The organism is Pectobacterium quasiaquaticum (assembly GCF_014946775.2).
Lineage (GTDB): Bacteria > Pseudomonadota > Gammaproteobacteria > Enterobacterales > Enterobacteriaceae > Pectobacterium > Pectobacterium aquaticum.
The window spans coordinates 3,555,802-3,575,265 of record NZ_CP065177.1 but is presented as its reverse complement, the minus strand read 5'-3'; the positions used below and the strand labels follow the sequence as shown (position 1 = coordinate 3,575,265).

At 48.3% G+C, this 19,464-nt stretch carries 18 protein-coding genes, 1 other RNA gene and 1 pseudogene; 10 read left to right on the top strand and 10 right to left on the bottom strand.

The window, feature by feature from the left end; translation table 11 throughout:
* Nucleotides 1-454: 454 nt before the first annotated feature.
* The 4 genes and pseudogenes from IG609_RS16340 to smpB all read right to left on the bottom strand — a co-directional run bounded on the left by IG609_RS16340 (nt 455) and on the right by smpB (nt 3,259).
* The gene (locus IG609_RS16340) at nt 455-670 is read right to left on the bottom strand and encodes a helix-turn-helix transcriptional regulator (protein ID WP_193398341.1); all 216 of its coding nucleotides are present in this window, start codon (nt 668-670) and stop codon (nt 455-457) included.
* Nucleotides 671-946: 276 nt separating this feature from the next.
* A pseudogene (locus IG609_RS16335) lies at nt 947-2,186 on the bottom strand (integrase domain-containing protein).
* 177 nt (nt 2,187-2,363) lie between these two features.
* Nucleotides 2,364-2,726: a transfer-messenger RNA gene (ssrA, locus tag IG609_RS16330) on the bottom strand.
* A gap of 50 nt (nt 2,727-2,776) precedes the next feature.
* Nucleotides 2,777-3,259, bottom strand: a complete 483-nt coding sequence (gene smpB, locus IG609_RS16325; RefSeq protein ID WP_102118193.1) for an SsrA-binding protein SmpB — start codon at nt 3,257-3,259, stop codon at nt 2,777-2,779.
* A 155-nt stretch (nt 3,260-3,414) separates the two neighbouring features.
* On the opposite strand from smpB, the gene IG609_RS16320 reads away from it, so the two are divergent.
* Both IG609_RS16320 and IG609_RS16315 read left to right on the top strand, forming a co-directional pair.
* Nucleotides 3,415-3,861, top strand: coding sequence for a type II toxin-antitoxin system RatA family toxin (locus IG609_RS16320; protein WP_193398342.1), 447 nt, complete (start codon nt 3,415-3,417; stop codon nt 3,859-3,861).
* Nucleotides 3,851-4,132, top strand: a complete 282-nt coding sequence (locus tag IG609_RS16315) for an RnfH family protein (RefSeq protein WP_010282431.1) — start codon at nt 3,851-3,853, stop codon at nt 4,130-4,132. Before IG609_RS16320 ends, IG609_RS16315 begins: the two co-directional genes overlap by 11 nt.
* Before the next feature lie 237 nt (nt 4,133-4,369).
* Here the strand turns inward: IG609_RS16315 and bamE are convergent, their stop codons facing one another.
* From bamE to nadK, 3 genes are all read right to left on the bottom strand, one after another.
* On the bottom strand, nt 4,370-4,705 hold the full coding sequence (gene bamE / locus IG609_RS16310) for an outer membrane protein assembly factor BamE (protein ID WP_010282437.1): 336 nt from the start codon (nt 4,703-4,705) through the stop codon (nt 4,370-4,372).
* Nucleotides 4,706-4,858: 153 nt separating this feature from the next.
* Nucleotides 4,859-6,520 (bottom strand): DNA repair protein RecN, encoded by a 1,662-nt coding sequence (recN, locus tag IG609_RS16305; RefSeq protein WP_193398343.1) that lies wholly within the window; start codon nt 6,518-6,520, stop codon nt 4,859-4,861.
* Between the two features lie 81 nt (nt 6,521-6,601).
* A complete protein-coding gene (nadK, locus tag IG609_RS16300) occupies nt 6,602-7,480 on the bottom strand; it encodes an NAD(+) kinase (protein ID WP_193398453.1) in 879 nt (292 codons plus the stop codon).
* A 149-nt stretch (nt 7,481-7,629) separates the two neighbouring features.
* Here nadK and grpE point away from each other — a divergent pair, with 149 nt between their 5' ends.
* Together grpE and IG609_RS16290 are read left to right on the top strand one after the other, a co-directional pair.
* The gene (grpE, locus tag IG609_RS16295) at nt 7,630-8,217 is read left to right on the top strand and encodes a nucleotide exchange factor GrpE (protein WP_095993741.1); all 588 of its coding nucleotides are present in this window, start codon (nt 7,630-7,632) and stop codon (nt 8,215-8,217) included.
* Between the two features lie 259 nt (nt 8,218-8,476).
* Complete coding sequence (locus IG609_RS16290; protein WP_193398344.1) at nt 8,477-9,715, top strand: Nramp family divalent metal transporter; 1,239 nt, start codon at nt 8,477-8,479, stop codon at nt 9,713-9,715.
* A 66-nt stretch (nt 9,716-9,781) separates the two neighbouring features.
* Here the strand turns inward: IG609_RS16290 and IG609_RS16285 are convergent, their stop codons facing one another.
* On the bottom strand, nt 9,782-9,985 hold the full coding sequence (locus IG609_RS16285) for a 2-hydroxymuconate tautomerase family protein (protein ID WP_010282462.1): 204 nt from the start codon (nt 9,983-9,985) through the stop codon (nt 9,782-9,784).
* A 272-nt stretch (nt 9,986-10,257) separates the two neighbouring features.
* Between IG609_RS16285 and nudK the strand changes: the two genes are divergently transcribed.
* From nudK to IG609_RS16255, 6 genes are all read left to right on the top strand, one after another.
* Nucleotides 10,258-10,839: a GDP-mannose pyrophosphatase NudK gene (nudK, locus tag IG609_RS16280; protein WP_193398345.1), complete on the top strand. Its 582-nt coding sequence runs from the start codon at nt 10,258-10,260 to the stop codon at nt 10,837-10,839.
* Nucleotides 10,840-11,220: 381 nt separating this feature from the next.
* Nucleotides 11,221-12,486: an ABC transporter substrate-binding protein gene (locus IG609_RS16275; protein WP_193398346.1), complete on the top strand. Its 1,266-nt coding sequence runs from the start codon at nt 11,221-11,223 to the stop codon at nt 12,484-12,486.
* Between the two features lie 63 nt (nt 12,487-12,549).
* Complete coding sequence (locus IG609_RS16270) at nt 12,550-13,431, top strand: carbohydrate ABC transporter permease (protein ID WP_039274971.1); 882 nt, start codon at nt 12,550-12,552, stop codon at nt 13,429-13,431.
* A 1-nt stretch (nt 13,432) separates the two neighbouring features.
* Entirely contained in the window at nt 13,433-14,245 is an 813-nt protein-coding gene (locus IG609_RS16265; RefSeq protein WP_039274968.1) for a carbohydrate ABC transporter permease, read from the top strand.
* A 36-nt stretch (nt 14,246-14,281) separates the two neighbouring features.
* Nucleotides 14,282-15,367: an ABC transporter ATP-binding protein gene (locus IG609_RS16260; protein WP_116163314.1), complete on the top strand. Its 1,086-nt coding sequence runs from the start codon at nt 14,282-14,284 to the stop codon at nt 15,365-15,367.
* A 210-nt stretch (nt 15,368-15,577) separates the two neighbouring features.
* Nucleotides 15,578-17,101: a glycosyl hydrolase 53 family protein gene (locus IG609_RS16255; RefSeq protein ID WP_193398347.1), complete on the top strand. Its 1,524-nt coding sequence runs from the start codon at nt 15,578-15,580 to the stop codon at nt 17,099-17,101.
* A gap of 195 nt (nt 17,102-17,296) precedes the next feature.
* Here IG609_RS16255 and IG609_RS16250 read toward each other — a convergent pair whose 3' ends face one another.
* Nucleotides 17,297-18,334, bottom strand: a complete 1,038-nt coding sequence (locus IG609_RS16250) for a LacI family DNA-binding transcriptional regulator (RefSeq protein ID WP_193398348.1) — start codon at nt 18,332-18,334, stop codon at nt 17,297-17,299.
* A gap of 227 nt (nt 18,335-18,561) precedes the next feature.
* Nucleotides 18,562-19,431 (bottom strand): BglG family transcription antiterminator LicT, encoded by an 870-nt coding sequence (gene licT, locus IG609_RS16245; protein WP_010282486.1) that lies wholly within the window; start codon nt 19,429-19,431, stop codon nt 18,562-18,564.
* Between the last annotated feature and the right edge of the window lie 33 nt (nt 19,432-19,464).

Genomic DNA, 19,464 nt, shown 5'->3' with positions numbered 1-19,464 from the left:
TTTGAAAACCCCACCACTCCGCTGCTAAACAGGGTGGTGGGACGTAACAGGGTTAGCAGACCGGCGTACAAGAAACCGGCGAGCCCGAAGGCTCCCCCATTACGCCCCACCATAATTTGGGCATAACATGGTTTACGGACGTAAAAAAACCGCATGAAACTAAAGCGGTCGTCCGCTTGTACATTCAGGCTGCTAAACCTGGTCGCCGATTTTGCGGCAACAGCGAAACGATAAGCCAGATGCCCCGCCAGCGTCAATACGTTTTGTATTGGTTTTGCTAAGCGTTGCGCATTTTCCAGGGGGGTAGAAATAGACTCGCTATTGTGTATAAAAAGGGCTATTCCCTGATTTTTCGCGTAACAATGCCCGTTCCAGCCAGTGCCAGAGTTTTGGAACATCATATTTTTTGATTCCAATATGCCGCTATCGCGGCAATAAAAATGGATGTGTCGGCTTATGCGGTTTCGGTTTGCTGGTCACGTTCGGCAATACGTTGCCTTAACCAGTTGCTAACTTCATCCTCGAACCAGCCTACGCGCCGTAAGCCAACCCGAAACCCTTTGGGGAATTCTCCGGCATTGATCATTTCCTGAAAACTGCTGTCCGAGCTAACGCGCAGGATGGCTTTCACTTCTTTCTTTAACAGTATTTTTCTATCTAACAGGTTCATACGTGCTTATCTCCAATGAAACCGGTGTTGTCCGGTCAGTGCAGATAGTTAAACGGTTCTAGAGGGAGGTGTATGGTAATTTAGGTTTAAAATTGGGAAAATTAAGTAAATTCTTGAAATAATGATTCTGATAACTTCACGCTGCCTTACAACCAGTTTATGAAAGAATTCATTCTTATTCGGCGTGTTCTCACTGAGAACAGCACCGACTATATGCACTACATATTCCGCGCGTTTTTTCTGGTGCAGTTTATTGCCCCATATATAAATACAACATTAACCATTTGCGATGCGTAATCCTCTGGCTCCTTCCGACGCCATCACTTTTCCTGTTGCGGCTGTTTCGACAAATTCGCCCCACCAGCACATCAACACTTTGCGCTGTTCCAGATAGGTAGAACGGTTATAGGCGCGGCGTACTTCGTTGATGTCTACGTGGGCTAGGGCTGCTTCGATCACATCTGGCGGGAGGCCTTCTTCATTAGCGGCGGTACTAAATATGGCGCGTAGACCGTGGGATACCAGTACGCCTTTGTAACCCATACGGCGCAATGCGGCGTTAGCGGTTTGGCTGTTCATCGGCTGCTTCGGATCTTTACTGGAAGGAAACAGGTATTCCCTGTGTCCGCTGATGGGCTTCATGGCATCCAGAATGGCTAACGCCTGTGTGGGTAGGGGAATAACGTGCTCACGGCGCATCTTCATACGGCTGGCGGGGATCGTCCAGGTACTTTCCGTCAGATTTATCTCGCTCCAGCGGGTTTCAGCGGCTTCAGCAGGGCGGGTGACGGTCAGTAGTTGCCATTCAATCAATAAGCGGGTTTGTAGTTCGATACTGGCGACCGATAGCGTCTTCATCAAGTCAGGTAATGCCTCTGGCCGGATGGTCGGCATATGAGTTTTAACTGGTGTCTGAAACGCTTTGCGGATCTTGGCGGCGGGGTTAGCAGGAATCAGCCCAGAGTTAACCGCGTAATCCAATTCGCTGGATTACCCGCTTGACGGTTTCCAGCTTGCCGCTGGCCTGTATCGGTTCCAGCGCGGTGATGAAGTGACGAGCGGTAAGCTGGGTGATCGGTAGGGTTCCGATGAACGGGAACACGTGTTTTTCCAGCGAACGCCAGATATCTTTAATGGTGTTCTCGGCAAGCGGTTGAGACTTTTTTAATTCGTACCAGTCAGCGGAAACTTTGGTGAACGTGTTCAGGTTGATGGCTTGTTCTTGTTCGCGCTGTTGCTGCTGGTGGAATTGCGGATCAATGCCTTTGCTTATCAGTGCCTTTGCCGCCTCACGTCGTTGTCGGGCTTCGGCCAAAGAAACCGCAGGGTATGAACCAAAACTGATTAATGCACGTTTCTTCGTATCGGGACGGTAATAATTAAATCGCCAGATTTTAGAACCGCTCGGTTTCACCAGCAGATACAAACCATCCCCGTCCTGTAGTGTGTATTCCTTCTCGGCAGGTTTGGCAGCTTTGATCTCGGTATTGCTCAGTGGGGTAGTTATACGAGCCATCGTAGTTATACGCTTTTGTAGTTATATGGGGCGGTATAACTAAGCGTATAACTAAACTTTCCGGCTGTAAACGGGGTATCCCGATAGATAACAGGCAATAAAAAACCCACAAACTCAATGAGAATGCGGGTTTTTATGGTGTTTCCGGTCTTATCTGGTAATAACCGGAATCTAAATTGGTGGAGCTGGGGGGATTTGAACCCCCGTCCGGAACCACTCTACCGTCGGTACTACATGCTTAGTCTATCTTTACATTCGCTTGCCAGCTGCGAATAGACACGCCACTAACAAACTAGCCTGATTAGATTTAGTGCTTCAACCCCAGGCAAGGCATCCACACGATCTCTTTTGGGTTTGACCTCTCTTGATCCCCGTCCTAAGAGCGGAGGCTAGGGAGAGAGGGCTAAAAGCAGGTTATTAAGCTGCTAAAGCGTAGTTTTCGTCGTTTGCGACTATTTTTTTGCGGCTTTTTACGAGGCAAACCGCCCCTCGGCATGCACCTTGGGCTTTGCAAATCCCGTCGAATCCAGAATCAGCCCCCAAGAAACTGTTGCCAGTATATCAGAACTTACCGTTGTTAAGCCAGTGGCTTAACGATTGGCGTTCTTCATGATACGGGCTTTGTCTAACTTCCATTCACGTTCTTTGATGTCATCACGCTTGTCGTGATCTTTTTTACCTTTAGCCACGCCGATTTTGACTTTGCTCCAGGCATTTTTCCAATACATGGATAGCGCGACGACCGTGTAGCCTTCACGACTGACGCGGCCAAACAGTGAATCCAGCTCGCGTTTGTTGAGCAGGAGTTTGCGCGTGCGTATTGGATCGCACACCACGTGTGATGAAGCCACATTCAGTGGCGTGATCGTTGCGCCAAACAGGTAAGCTTCACCGTTCATGAAGGTGACATAGCTGTCGCTGAGGTTTGCTTTGCCTGCGCGCAGTGATTTGACTTCCCATCCTTGCAACGCAAGGCCGGCCTCAAATTCTTCCTCAATGAAGTATTCGTGACGGGCGCGCTTGTTCTGCGCAATGGTGGCGGAACCGGGTTTGTATGCTTTTTTCTTTGTCATAGTGCCGTCATTATACTGGATGTCATTGGGAATGAAATCCCCGCCGTGCGTCCGTGTCGTGGTTAATGATATCGTGCGATAAGCTTCGCAGAATTTTTGCCTGCCGGGCTATCAGTGATATTATTTTGCGCGTTTTATGAATCACGGAAAAGAGTATGCCAAAGATAAGTCGTTCCGCACTGGTGCCATTCAGTGCGGAACAGATGTACAAGCTGGTGAATGATGTCGCTTCTTACCCCGCGTTTTTACCGGGCTGTACGGGGAGCAGTGTGCTCTCTTCCTCAGAAGGAGAGATGATCGCCGCAGTCGACGTTTCCAAAGCCGGTATCAGCAAGACATTTACTACACGTAATACGCTGACGCACAACCAGAATATCAATATGCAACTGGTCGATGGCCCCTTCCGTCAGTTGGGGGGCGACTGGCATTTTACGCCGTTGAGCGCCGAGGCCTGTAAAGTCGAGCTGCATCTGGAATTTGAATTCACCAACGCCTTGATTGAACTCGCTTTTGGCAAAGTATTCAAGGAGCTGGCAGGAAATATGGTGCAGGCTTTCACGCAGCGAGCAAAAGAGGTCTACCGTGTCCGCAATGCAGGTTGATGTGGTCTACGCGTTGCCGGAACGCCAGTATCTACGCACGGTGAAGCTGGAAGAGGGCAGTACGGTTGAGCAGGCGATTGTGGCATCGGGCCTGCTGGAACTGCGCCATGATATCGATTTACAGGTGAATAAAGTTGGTATTTACAGCCGCGCGGCGAAGCTGGCCGATGTGGTGCAGGAGGGGGATCGCGTGGAAATTTATCGTCCGCTGATTGCCGATCCGAAAGAGCTACGTCGTCAGCGCGCAGAACGTGCTAAGAGTAAATCCTGAACGATGTCGTTGAACGGCACATGACGTTTTACTGAGCGCCCTTCTCGAAATGCCTTACAAAAAAACACAGGCAAACCTGAAGTGTTCAGATTTGCCTGCTGTTATACCCGCCATACATCAAGCCGCGTGTGCGCTGGCTTCATTCACGTACTCCGCCCATTGTGGGTTTGGTCTTAACTTGCCACTTCTGGCTGCCAGAATCGTTCATCCCGATTCAGCCGAACGGCATTGAAAACATTAATCCAGCGCGGGCTTGTTGTTGATGTTGGTTAACACGCCACTGCCGCTGAAGGTCAGCGTCAGCGTCTGCTGTTTTACCGACTCATGACCAGGCTGCTGGCGGAAGATGTAAAACCAGGTATCGCTGCCAAACGGATCCTGCATCATAGGTGTACCCAGCGTATAAGCGACCTGTTGTTTGGTCATGCCGGTGTGAATTTTCGCAACGTCAGCCGGTGCCAGATAGTTTCCCTGATTGATGTCCGGCCGATAGACCACCTTTTCCAGTGTGGAACAACCGGCAGTCAGCATAACAACCACCGCGGCGACGACAGTCAGCGTTTTACAGCGCATAGTGATTACATTCCTTAAGGGCATAGGTTGCCGATGATAATAGACCTTGCAGGACTTGGAAACCTGCAAGGCGATTGTATGACCTCAGGAAGGTAAAAAAGTTGAGCTTTTTTACCGGTGATGCACCTTTCTCGCCCTTGTCGGTTGTGAATTTTAGGCTGCCAGCAGTTCTTTGGCATTTGCCAACGTATTTTTGGTGACGGCGCTACCGCCGAGGAGACGAGCCAGTTCTTGTAGCCGTGCACGTTTATCTAAGGGTTGCATCAGCGTTTCCGTTTCTGCACCGTCCGTTTGTTTGCTCACGAAGAAGTGCTGATGACCGCAGCCTGCGACCTGTGGCAGGTGCGTCACGCACATCACCTGCGTGGATTCGCCGAGCTGGCGCAGCATTCTGCCGACGATGGCGGCGGTTGGTCCGCTAATACCTACATCGACCTCATCGAAGATCATCGCTGGCGTATCCATTTTCTGCGCGGTGATCACCTGAATAATCAGCGCGATACGCGATAGCTCACCGCCCGAGGCTACTTTTGCCAACGTCTGATGCGGCTGGCCTGGGTTCGTGGTCACGCGGAATTCGATACTGTCGGCACCGGTGGCCGTCAGGTTGTCTGGCGTAAATTTCACATCAATGGAGAAGTGGCCGTGTGGCATTGCCAGTTCACGCATATTGGTGGTGATGAGCTGTGCCAGTTCGCTGGCGTGGTGCTGACGGCGCACGTGCAGCTGTTCTGCAAGGTGCAACGCCTGCTGATGGTATTCGCCGACGGAAGCGCTAAGCGCGTCATGGTCGCTTTCCTGCTGTGCCAACTGTTGCTGTTCTTCTAATAGCTGTTGATGGAACGCTGGGAGCGCCTCTGGAGCAACGTGGTGTTTGCGTGCCAACGCGAGCTGACGCGACAGGCGTTGTTCCAGTTCATACAGCCGAATCGGGTCAAGATCCATCTGTTCGCTGTAGTGGCGCAGCTCATCGCTGGCTTCGCTAAGCTGAATGCCGGCTTCTTCGAGCATGGACAGCACGCCGGACAGCTTGTCATCCATACTGATGAGTTCGCCGAGATGATGTTTTACGCTGTGCAGCATACTGATGATGTTCTGCTCGTCGTCTTCGCTCAGCAGTTGCATGGCCTGTTGGCTCATCGTCAGTAGCTGACCGCTATTCGCCAGACGCTTATATTCAACGTCAATCTGCTCATATTCTCTGGGCTGTGGGGAGAATTCATTCAGCTCTTTTAATTGGTATTGCAGCAGTTCCCGGCGAGCCTCGCGCTCAATGGCTGCCTGTTGCAACTGCGCCAGCGCGCGGCAGCTTTGGTGCCACTGATGCCAAACCTGCTGCATAGCAACCAGCAGTTTTGGTTCATCGGCATAGGCATCCAGCAGGTGTTTTTGATGATCGGGTCGCAACAGTAGCTGATGGGCATGCTGGCCATGTACCTGAATCAGGTGTTGACCGAGTTCGCGCAGTTGAGACAACGGCACGGCGGTGCCGTTAATAAAGCCGCGTGAGCGGCCATCGGCGCTAATCACGCGACGTAGCAGGCACTCGTTGCTGTCATCCAACTGGTTTTCTTCCAGCCACTGACGTGCAGTTGGGGTATCTGCCAGCGCAAAGCGGGCACAAATGTCGGCGCGGGCGGTGCCCGGCCTAACCATGCTGGCGTCAGAACGATTTCCCAGACATAAACCGAGGGCATCAATCGCAATGGATTTCCCCGCACCGGTTTCCCCAGTTATAACGCTCATTCCTGACTGAAAATCGATTTCTAATTCGCGCACGATGGCGAAGTTACTGATAGTGAGTTGCGCCAGCATGATAAACCTCTGTATGTAATCACATGTGATTACATACAGTATAAACTGGTTTTATATACAGTAAAGTAGCTGGGTGAAATTTTAGAATAATTTTTTTGACCAACCGAGTTTTGAACTTAGTGTATTGAAATAACTGTAGTTTTTTGGGTGGATCAGATTCAGGTAATATTCGCTGCGGCGAATCAGGACTTCTTCGCCTTCCTGTACCGGTAACGCAATCTGGCTGTCACAGCTGATCTCCAGATCGTTGGTAATGCAGGAAAATTTTAGCCGAATCGTGCTGCTGCTGTTGATGACCAGCGGGCGGGCTGACAGCGTGTGCGGGAACATGGGCACCAGCGCAATGGCATCCAGCGACGGTGTTAGGATTGGGCCGCCAGCGGAAAGGGAATAGGCAGTGGAGCCTGTAGGCGTGGCGATAATCAGGCCGTCTGAACGCTGTGAGAAGGCGAATTTGTCGTCAATATAGACTTCAAATTCAATCATATGTGCAACTTTTCCTGGGTGAAGCACTACTTCGTTAATAGCGGTACTGATACTGTCGGGCTGGTTTTCGCGGCAAACGTGCGCTTCCAGCATGAAACGCTGTTCGCTCAAATAATGGCCGTCGAGAACGTCAGAAAGCTGCTGCTGTGCCTGATCAGGATCGAGATCGGTCAGAAAACCGAGGTTGCCACGGTTCACACCAATCACCTTGATGTCATAGCGCGACAGCACGCGCGCTGCGCCGAGCATGTTGCCATCACCGCCAACGACAACCGCCAAATCCGCCTGCTGGCCGATGTCGGCAAGGCTCGCTGTGGGTGCATCTTTTAGATTCAACTCACGGGCGATCTGCTGCTCGATCAGAACCGAGTAACCTTTGTCGGTGAGCCAGTGATAAAGCATCTCATGCGTTGCCAGCGCCGTTGGGTGGCGCGGATGGCCGACAATGCCAATACAATTAAACGGCCTGTTCATTGTAAGCGGTGTGTTCATTGCTGTTTTTGTCCTCAGCGTGGTGTATCGGCAGCGGTTGGAACCAATATATGACGGGTTCTCTTGAATCCCCGATTTTGATCCCCATAATAAGCAACTAGCGAGATTAATGCTAAACCGCGGAGAATTTCATGAGTAGTAAAGAACAGAAAACGCCTGACGAGCAAGTCCTGGATCAAAAGGAAGCAGCAAAAGGGCAGCAAGCGGATGCCGCGCCAGAGACGGCAGACGTAGCTGACCCGCGTGATGCACGCATCGCCGAGCTGGAAGCCCAGTTGAGCGAACTGCAACAGCGTGAACGTGACAATATGCTTCGCGTCCGTGCTGAAGCCGATAACATTCGCCGCCGTGCGGAAATGGATGTTGAGAAAGCGCACAAATTTGCGGTAGAGAAATTTGCCAGCGAAATGCTGCCGGTTATCGATAACCTGGAACGTGCGCTGGATACGGCGGATAAATCCAACGAATCACTGGCTGCGATGATTGAAGGTGTTGAACTGACGCTGAAATCGTTGCTGGATGCTGTACGCAAGTTTGGCATCGAGGTTGTGGGTGATGTGGGCGTACCGTTTAACCCAGAAGTGCATCAGGCAATGACGATGCTACCTTCGGCCGATCACCAGCCGAACCATGTCATGATGGTCATGCAAAAAGGCTATACGCTGAACGGCCGTTTGCTGCGTCCGGCGATGGTTGCGGTATCAAAAGCACAAGACTGATTCTGTTTGCTTTTACGCACCGTCTGCTTTTTACGTACCATAGTGACAGCGTATCTTCATTCCAAACCCCGTGCCATCGCATGGGGTTTTTTGTTTATATTTTGTTAAGATTTGTTTGATAAAAAAGATGTTTTTTAGGTTTTGAATGACTCATCATCATTAACTATCAAAAGAATTGGTATTACCACTTTAAATGCACTTGATAATCATTATCGTTTTTGTGAGAGTAATAAAACAACAGTGTTAGAAGGGTCATACTATGCTGGGTAGCCGTGTTATTGAGTCAACAAGCCGCACATCAAGGAAGGTTAAACTTTCTTTGATGGGTCCGGCGTTTATCGCGGCGATTGGTTACATCGATCCGGGTAACTTTGCCACTAATATCCAGTCTGGCGCGGCCTATGGCTATACGCTGCTGTGGGTGGTGGTGTGGGCGAACCTGATGGCGATGCTGATCCAACTGCTGTCCGCCAAATTGGGGATCGCAACCGGTAAGAATCTGGCGGAACATATCCGCGATCGCTTTCCGCGTCCGGCCGTTTGGGCCTATTGGGTGCAGGCCGAAATTATTGCGATGGCGACCGATCTGGCCGAGTTTATCGGTGCAGCGATTGGTTTCAAACTGCTCTTGGGCGTGTCGCTACTGGAAGGTGCGATCCTCACCGCCATTGCAACCTTCCTGATTTTAATGCTGCAACAGCGCGGGCAGAAGCCGCTGGAGATGGTTATCGGCGGCCTGCTGCTGTTTGTTGCGGCGGCGTATATTGTCGAGTTGGTCTTCTCTCAGCCTGAACTGTCCGCGTTAGCCAAAGGGATGGCGATTCCTAGTCTGCCAACCTCCGATGCCGTGCTGCTGGCCGCAGGCGTTTTGGGGGCGACCATTATGCCGCATGTGATTTATCTGCATTCTTCCCTGACGCAGCATGAAGGTAGCCATACTCGTGCCGAGCGTTATTCGGCAACGAAAGTCGATGTCGCAATTGCGATGACCATCGCTGGATTCGTCAATCTGGCCATGATGGCGACGGCAGCGGCGGCGTTCCATTTCAGTGGTAATCAGGATATTGCCGATCTGGATAAAGCCTACCTCACGCTGGAGCCGCTGCTAGGTAAAGCCGCCGCGGTCATTTTCGGTCTGAGTCTGGTGGCTGCTGGCCTGTCTTCTACCGTTGTTGGCACGCTGGCAGGCCAAGTGGTAATGCAGGGATTCGTGCGTTTCCATATCCCACTTTGGGTGCGCCGCGCCGTGACGATGCTGCCGTCGTTTATCGTGATTCTGTCCGGTATGGATCCGACGCGGGTGCTGGTATTGAGTCAGGTAGTGCTGAGCTTTGGGATTGCGCTGGCGCTGGTTCCCTTGCTGTCCTTCACGGGTAACCGTGAACTGATGGGGACGATGGTCAATGGCAAATGGGTACAGCGCATCGGGCAACTCATTGTCGTGCTGGTAGTTTCTCTCAATATGTATCTGCTGATTGATACGATGTTGGGGATATAAAACGGGTGCCACCGATTATTACGCCAGAATAGCGTGGCACCTTTCCACTTTTTATCACCAGCCTTTTTACTTGCTGGCCTTCCTCAATTCCGTCACCGGCACGCCGCCAATTCCCCAGTTGTCCGTTTCGACCTCATCAATCACCACCACGGTGGTTTTGGGGTTTTTGTTTAGCACATCGACCAGCAGTTGGGTCACGCCCTCAATCAATTGACGCTTTTGTTCAGCAGTGACGCCTTCATTGGTGATTTTGATGTTGACGTATGGCATTGGGTTCTCCGAGATTAGGATGGTAACCGACGGTAGGCGAAGCAGAGCCCTGCCGCGATGAAAAGTGCTGTTGCGCTACATAGCATCGCTGATACACAACGCCTATATCAAGCCCAACTCCACGGGGGCGATCTCGCGGGAGCCGGGCTCTTTTACCGTAGCTGCGGATACCTTCTTATCCGTTTATGCCGCCACTAAAAGTAGATATGATGAATTCGCGTTGTTTATATAAACGAACCATCCCTTCAGTCATCGAGCATCGAGGTGTTTGCATGTCGTCTCCCATTGATATCGTCGAAAAGAAGCTGCTATCCGATAATTGGTATATTCTGAACAAATATACATTTGATTTAAAAAGAAATAATGGCGGCGTCGTTCGCCAGGTTCGTGAGGTTTATGACCGTGGTGATGGCGCGACGATTCTGCTGTACAACCGGGCGAAAGGCACGGTGATTCTGACACGACAATTCCGTATTCCTACCTACGTCAACGGCAACGAAAGCGGCATGCTGCTGGAAACCTGCGCGGGTTTGCTGGACGATCATTCGCCCGAAGAATGTATCCGTAACGAGGCCATCGAAGAAACGGGCTATGCGATTGGCAACGTGGAAAAGCTGTTCTATGCCTACATGTCGCCGGGCAGCGTGACGGAGCGTGTGTACTTTTTCGCTGCTGAATACGATGAGTCGCAGAGGGATAATCTGGGCGGTGGTGTGGAAGATGAAGATATCGAGGTGCTGGAACTGCCGTTCAGCGAAGCCGTCGCGATGATGAACGATGGCCGGATTAAAGACGGCAAGACCATCATGCTGCTACAGCACGCGATCATTCGCGGCTGGTTTTCCAAGGCATAGGCATGTTTTGCGGCACACGGGTATCCCATGTGCCGCTTGATTTTCTGTGGTAACGCTTTCATTTTTGCGTAATTCCACGGTGAAGAGGTGATCATGGTTAATATGCGCTGATTAACCTTTTTACATCGCCATTTTTTGTTTTATTTTCAATGGTATGTGGTGGGTTCTGCTTTTATTTTCATCATTTTTATGGGCTGGTATGAGCTTTGTAGGAGGAAAATTTTCCTAAATTTTTTGTATTTAGATCGAATATTTAGTCATTTTTCTCCCTGTTGTGTGACCCGTATCACCGGATGAAAGAATGTAAGCGGTGTAACTCGTTGCTTCATTATGCAGTAACTCATATTCTCTCTTTACAAAAAGTAAAGAAGGACTGCTCTGATGAAGATCAAGAATAAAGTATCTACCCTATTTGCAGTTTCATTCCTCACGCTGGGCTTATCGAGTCACAGCCTGGCTGCTGAAGTCACCGTGTGGGCCTGGGATCCTAACTTCAATGTCGCGGCAATGCATGAGGCATCGTCGATATATAAAAAAGCCGATCCAAGTTTTAGTCTGAAAGTGATCGACTCAGGTAAAGAAGATATTGAGCAGAAATTAAATACCATGTTGGCTTCAGGGGTTAAAAACTCGCTTCCTGATATTGTGCTGATTGAGGATTATAATGCTCAGAAATATCTTCAGGCTTATCCTGATTCCTTTACCCCATTACAGGATGTTATCGATTATAGCCAGTTTGCACCTTATAAAACGAAGGTGATGACGGTAGGGGATAAGGTATACGGTGTTCCTTTTGATTCCGGCGTGGCGGGAATGTTCTATCGACTCGATTATCTGGAGGCTGCCGGATATAAAGAGAGTGATATGGTGAATATTACCTGGGATAAATATATTGAAATCGGTAAGCAGGTAAAAGCGAAAACCGGTGTTGATATGCTGACCTACGATATGAATGATGTAGTTCTCCCTCATATTATGATGCAGTCCGGTGGAGAATGGTTCTTCGATAATCAAGGACAACTCAATCTCACCAAAAATAATGCACTGAAAGAAACGTTAAAAACAATTAAAGCGATTAATGACGCGAAAATTGCACGTCCTATCTCAGGCTGGTCGAGTTTTGTCGGGAGCTTTAATGCCGGAAAATCGGCGAGTGTGGTTTCTGGCGTATGGGTGATTGGCTCCATTAAAAGTGCTGAAGATCAGAAAGGCAAATGGCGTGTCGCGCCGATCCCACGGCTGAACCTCGACAAAGCGGTACATGCTTCCAATCAGGGGGGATCGAGCTGGTATGTCTTAAAAGGTGGCAAAAATACTAAACAGGCGATTGAATTTTTGCAGAAAACCTTTGCGGCAGATAGCAATATGTATCAAACCCTTTTGGTTGATCGCGGTGCGCTCGCCACCTTCCTTCCCGCCACTTCCGGCCCTGCTTACGCGGTACACGATCCGTTCTTTGGCGGGCAACCCGTGTTCGCTGATTTCTCTAAATGGGTGACTGAAATTCCACAGGTTTCCTACGGTATGTATACCCAGGAAGTTGATAACGCCATTGCTGCTGAAATACCTGCATTACTGAAAGGCGATTCTGTTGATGACGTTTTAAAACGCGCCGAAGCGACATTAAAAAATCAGATTATGCAGTAGCGAGTGTGAGCTTGAGGGCGGCAAGCCCTCAAGTATTTCTCTCCAGAAATCGATGGTGTGATAATGATGTATAAACCTAAAATGAATAGGCTTTATAACATCAACGGCTGGGCTTTTGTCGCTACCGCTGTTGGGTTAATTGCCTTAATGACGATATACCCTATTTTCAAATCACTGTGGCTTTCTTTTCAGTCTGGCCGTGGTGTGGTGACACAATTTGTTGGCCTGGGAAATATCATTCGTTTATTCAGTGATCCTATGTTCAAAACGGCACTTTGGAATACGTTAACGTTTCTGGTAATCCAAGTCCCCATTATGATTCTATTATCACTGGCTATTTCTTCTTGTTTGAACTCGTCTCAGCTTAAATATCGCCAGTGGTTTAGAATAGCGATCTTTTTACCTTGTGTGACCTCACTGGTGGCCTACTCCATTCTTTTCAAGAGTATGTTTGAACTGGATGGCGTGATTAATTCATTCTTGCTGTTTATTCATGTTATTGACGATCCGATTCCGTGGTTGTCCGATCCTTTCTGGGCGAAAGTGACCATCATTATTGCCATTACATGGCGCTGGACGGGATATAACATGATATTTTATCTTTCTGCTATGCAGAATATTGATAAGTCAATTTATGAGGCGGCTAGGGTTGATGGCGTCAGCCCCATTAAGCAGTTTTTCTTCATCACCATACCCTTATTGAAACCGGTTATTCTTTTTACCAGTGTGACATCAACCATTGGCACATTACAGTTGTTTGATGAAGTCATGAATATCACGAATGGTGGTCCGGCAAATGCGACGCTGACGTTATCGCTTTATATTTATAATTTGTCATTCAAATTTGTACCGAACTTTGGCTATGCGGCAACGGTTTCATACGTGATTGTTGTTTTCTCAGCAATACTGGCGCTGATTCAGTTTAAAGCAGCACGGAAGGGATAATATGAGAAAAAGTAAAATTAACAGCATGCTGATGCATATTTTTCTTGTGCTGATGAGCATTTTCTCGCTTTTCCCATTCTATTGGATGGTGGTATCGAGCACGAATAGCACCAGCCAAATCAACATGGGTAAATTCACGTTTGGCGATCAATTACTGGTCAACTTTACCAATCTGACGAGTCAGGTGGATCTGGCATTAGTGTTTTGGAATACCTCAAAGATTGCATTGATCAGTACGGTGTCAACGCTGGTGGTGTGCTCTATCGCAGGTTATGCCTTTGAGATTTATTCCAGCAAGAATCGTGAGCGTGTCTATGTCGCACTATTAACGACGATGATGATCCCGTTTGCAGCATTAATGATCCCGCTTTTTACCATGTTTGGTAAGGCTGGCTTACTGGATACGCATTTTGCCGTTGTCATGCCGACGGTGGCCGGTGCGTTTATTATTTTTTACTTTAGGCAATGTACGAAAACGTTTCCGAGAGAGTTGATCGATGCTGCGCGCGTGGAAAGCGTCGCGGAGTGGAAAATTTTCTTGTATGTCTATGTACCGATTATGCGAGCCAGCTATTCCGCTGCGTTTATCATTGTTTTTATGACGTCATGGAATGCCTTTCTCTGGCCGCTTATTGTCCTCCAGTCTAATGAATTAAAGACGATTAATCTGGTGTTATCCAGCTTTGCTTCTGCCTATTCTCCAGACTTCGGGCTTATTATGGTGGGAACAGTCATCTCTACTCTTCCTAGCTTACTTATCTTCTTCGCCATGCAAAAGCAATTTATCGCCAGCATGACGGGCGCAGTGAAGTAATACGCGCGCAATGGCAAATTAAGTTTGAGGTTCAACATGGCTGATATTTTATTAAAAAATATAGTGAAGCGTTACGATAAGACTGAAACCATCCATCGTATTAATCTTGAGATTAATTCAGGCGAATTTGTGGTCTTCGTCGGTCCGTCGGGGTGTGGTAAATCGACGTTGCTGAGAATGATCGCAGGATTGGAAGATATCACGGATGGCGAAATTCATATTGATAACCGTTTAGTTAACCATTTCGATCCCGCAGAGCGGGGGATTGCGATGGTGTTCCAGTCTTACGCGCTGTACCCGCATATGACGGTGGCTGAAAATATGGGGTTTGGGTTGAGAATGAACGGGCACCCCAAAGCTGAAGTCGAAAAAATGGTGCGTAAGGCCGCGATGACGCTCCAGCTAGAAGCACTGTTAGACCGCACACCGAAACAGCTTTCTGGCGGTCAGCGTCAGCGTGTTGCGATTGGGCGTGCCATTGTGCGCGATCCTAAAGTGTTCTTATTCGATGAGCCCTTGTCGAACCTCGATGCCGAATTACGCGTGGAAATGCGTTTACAGATTGCCCGGCTTCATCAGGAAATGCGTAACACCATGGTTTATGTGACGCACGATCAAGTCGAAGCGATGACGCTGGCGGATAAAATTGTGGTGTTAAACAAGGGATATATTGAGCAGGTTGGGACACCGATGGCGCTCTACCATAAGCCAGAAAATCTTTTTGTCGCAGGTTTTATCGGTTCGCCGAATATGAACTTTCTACCTGGCGAAGTGCTACAGGTTGAAGGGAACAACGTGAGTATCTTGATCAATAAGCTCAATACGCTTTCCGTTAATCTTGCTAACCACGGATTGTGTGCCGATCAGAAAATTACCGTGGGTATTCGCCCTGAACACCTGAGTATTGACCCGAACGGTGGGGACGTCAGCTTGTCGATCACGAGTGAGGTCACGGAAAGGCTGGGTAATGCGACCTATATTTTTGGTGCGTATTCTGGCGTTAATAATTTCAAGGTTCATTTGTCGGGTGATAATAGTATTGTGCCTTACTCAACGATTCCGCTGACGTGCCGTAGTGAACATCTGCACTTTTTTGATGAAAATGGAAAGCGGATTAATTAAAAATAAAATGTCTGTCATGACGAGGATAACGCCATAGAAAACGTCATGTTGAATAAGTGAAAAATTTAGAAAATAGCTAAGCAGCCATTAATGGCTGCTTGGTTTATTCTGTGAAATTTATTTTTATCAGTATCCCCCTCTATTTTTAATCTGTACCTGGGTATTTATGTAATAAATGCCCTTTAAGCGTGTTACCTCAAGGAGAAATGAATGAAAAAGAATAATTATTCAGGAATCATCTCTATATTGTTAATGCTGTTTATAGGGTTTATGTCAGCCAATTTGGCGAAAGCGGCGCAGCCGTTTGCTTACGGCGCGGATATTGGCTGGGTAAAGCAATTAGAAGATCGCGGGGTAAGCTGGCGTGATGATGCAGGAACGCCGCGCGATGTATTACAGATATTGCGCGATCACGGTATAAACGCTGTACGGTTACGCATTTTCGTTAATCCCGACCCCAGTGCGCTATGGCATAAAGATAATACGACCTGGACGATGCTTGGCTATACGGATAAAACCCGCGTGGTGGATGCCGCGCAGCGCGCCAAAGCGATGGGAATGCGCGTCATGGTGGATTTCCACTACAGTGATGTTTTCGCGGATCCGGGTCATCAAATAAAGCCAGCGGCGTGGGCGAACTACAATCTGAGTCAATTAACGACGGCCGTTTATAATCACACTCATGAAGTGATGACTGCGTTGGTATCCGCTGGCGTGACGCCGGAATGGGTGCAGGTCGGCAACGAAATGAACCCGGGCATTTTACTCCCGGAAGGTAGCACAAGCCGGTTTGCCAATCTAACGCAGCTACTGAATGCGGGCTATGATGCGGTTAAAGCGGTCAGCCCTTCCTCTAAGGTGATCAGCCATCTGGCGCATGGGAATAATAATTCAAACTCTCGCTGGTTTTTTGATAATTTCCTCACCACGCACGGTGGGAAAACCGATGTGATTGGCTTTTCGTTCTATCCCTACTGGGAAGGGAAAAATTATTGGGAGCTCACTGGCGCTCTGGCGAGCAATCTCAATGATATGGCGAGCCGGTATGGTAAGGAAGTCATGGTCGTTGAAGTCGGCGGTTTGGAAACCAACCCGACAGACAGTTACTGGACGATCAGGGATACGATTAATCTTGTTAAAGCCGTGCCGGGAAATAAAGGGATTGGGGTTTTTTATTGGGAACCAGCGGCTAATGCAAAGGTGCTACCGGATGGCTACGCTTTAGGCGCGACGACGCAAGTTTCAACCAATGTATTGCAATTTACCCGAGCACTGGACGCGTTTGCCGAATCGCAAATCAATTTCGTCAACGGCACCCGCTATAAAATCGTTAATCGACACAGTAGTAAATCGCTGAATATCGTGAGCGGTTCGAGTGAAGATGGCGCATGGGTTGAACAATACAGTGACGGCAACTGGGACAGCCAGCGTTTTTATTTTAACGCGATTGGCAATGGTTATTTCAATCTGGTGAATGTGAATAGCGGAAAGTACATTGATGTTAATTTCAGTGCCAATGAGGATGGTGCGCAAATTCTCCAAATGTATAACACCGGCCATTTTAGCCAGCAATGGCTGATTTTAGATGCTGGCGATGGCTATTATAAAATCATGAATAGAAATAGCGGAAAGCTGCTGGATATCAGTAGTCGTTCAACAGAGAACGGTGCCTCCGGTATTCAATGGCATGATAATGGGGGATGGAATCAGCTGTGGAAAATAACCGCTAATTGACATTCTCTGGCCACGTAGTTTGCTTACGTGGCCACTTTATACCCGTCATACTTCAAGCTGCTTGTGCGTTGGCCGCCCTTACTCACCCCAGTCACTTACCGGTGTAAGCTCCTGGGGATTCGCTCGGTTGCCGCCTTCACGCAACTCGAATTATTTAGGGTATATTTGTAAGGATAGGAAAGATAAGGGGACGTATTATAAAAGGGCATCGTTGAGTGTGAAGCTTTCGCGCCACATCATCTCATAACCAATCTGTACGTGTTTTTTATAATAGCGTCCTGCCACCAGCTCTAAAAACAGATCGACGGCAGCTTCGCCCATTTCAGTGGGGTAAAGTCGCATTGTGGTCAAACTGGGATTGAGATGCTGTGCTGTGGGGATGTCATTCATCCCAACCACTTTTATTTGCTTAGGAATGGCAATACCTTTCTCTTGAATCGCCCGGTACACGCCAATAGCGATAATGTCTGTCGCCGCGAATACGACATCAGGCCACTCTTTTTGTTGCAGCAACTCATTCATCGCCTGATAGCCGGACTCAATACAGAATAGCTGACTGACCTTGCATCGCGACTCGTCGTAGATACCGTGTTTTTGCGTTATCTCCTGAAATACATGCAACCGGCTTTCATTGTTCCCTATAAATGCGGGGCGCTGAGCGCCACTATTCACAATGTAATGTAATACTTCGCGTGCAGCCGCTTCCCGATCAAAAAGCACGGCGTCACATTGTTTATCGAGAGGGGCCGAGTCGATAAAAATCAGGTTTTTATTTAATGAATAGATTAAGGCGATGTCGCTATCGCTAAAGTGACCTACGCAAATGATCGCCTGCGCCTGAGCTAAAGTCTGGCTATTGGATGATAAATTGGTGGTGAATAGATTGCGTAACGAAATATTAAAATGATGGCAGCGGTTTTCAATGCCAATACGCATTGCGGTGAAATAAGGGTCGTTGAGTTCTTCTGAGGGCGTAAGAAAGTGGACGACGGCGAGATTCAATACGTTTTCATTATCCATTTTGAAATGAGAGCGGACAACGAGCGAGTTCTCTAACTTTTTTTTCTGCTGCTTACGTTGTGTAGGCGATAAATAGGCCAACTCATGGGCGATTTTCTTGATGAGTTGGCGCTTTTCTTTGGTTATGGACAGGCTGGGATCGTTATTAAGTACGCGAGAAACGGTTGAGGCTGCCACCCCAGCTTTTTGAGCGATATCTGTAATCGTTGCCACAAAAAATTTTCCATAATTTGCTTATGAAAATGATAGTAGCCAATGCCTTATTGATTGAACATGCCCAGTACCCAAAAATGCGATGAAACTTTCAGTAATCGCCGTGTCACCCGCATGGGTTGTTCCTTGTCCAAATGGACTATCAGGGATGGGTTCTTGTGCGTGTTGCACTTGTGAGGTCATCAGAACGAGGAGGTGCAGCAGCGGCAGGAAAACCGCTGATCAATTTATCGCCGATTGGGCGCACTTTCCTGTTCTGGGGTGATACGGACGATATGAATAATCAGGTACAGCATTTCATCGTTAGAAATGTCGATGTTGAGCAGGTTGTGAATATAGTCTTTGATCAGTCGGCTGCATTTATAGGCATCAGGATATTCTTTGGTGACCTGCTCAAAAATAAAGTCATCGTTTGAATGAATCAGGCTATTTTCCAGCAGACGCTGAATAAAGAATTGCATGTGCGTCAGGAAGCGTGAGTAGTTAATGGATTCTTTATCAATCACGATATGGAAGTTGTACTGAATGATATTAAAGATATCTTTCAGCATTTTGACCGACTGGAGCGTGTTCTCCATATTCTGGACGTCGGTTTGGGCGTTGACCAAATGGAACGCGATATTGCCCGCTTCCTCTTCGGGTAACTCCAGGTTCATTTGCTGGTTAATGTCGTTGAGCGCCCGCGAGGCAATCGCAAACTCCTGCGGGTAAAATCGCTTTACTTCATAAAGCAGACGATTTTGTATGCTGATGCCTTTGCGATAGCGCTCAATCGCAAAGCTGATATGGTCGATCAGCGTAAAAAAGACCTGTTCGCTCAGGCGACCATGAAGCTGTCGGTTCGCATCATCAATAATCTTATTCACGATATGAACATATTCTTCCCCGACGTGCTCAATCAGACGAGCAAATTCGCGTGGCGATGTGCCGTCCTTGAGAATAAAGGTCTTCTCAATTTTGGTCGGATCGAGAATATCGCCGGTTTTGCTGTTAAAACCGATCCCTTTCCCCATGACAATGATTTCGTTGTTATCTGCATCGGAAGATAACACCAGGCTATTGTTCAGTATTTTTATTGCTTTTATCGGTTCAGCCATCATGCGTTTCTTGAGTGATATCAGTGGGAGCGT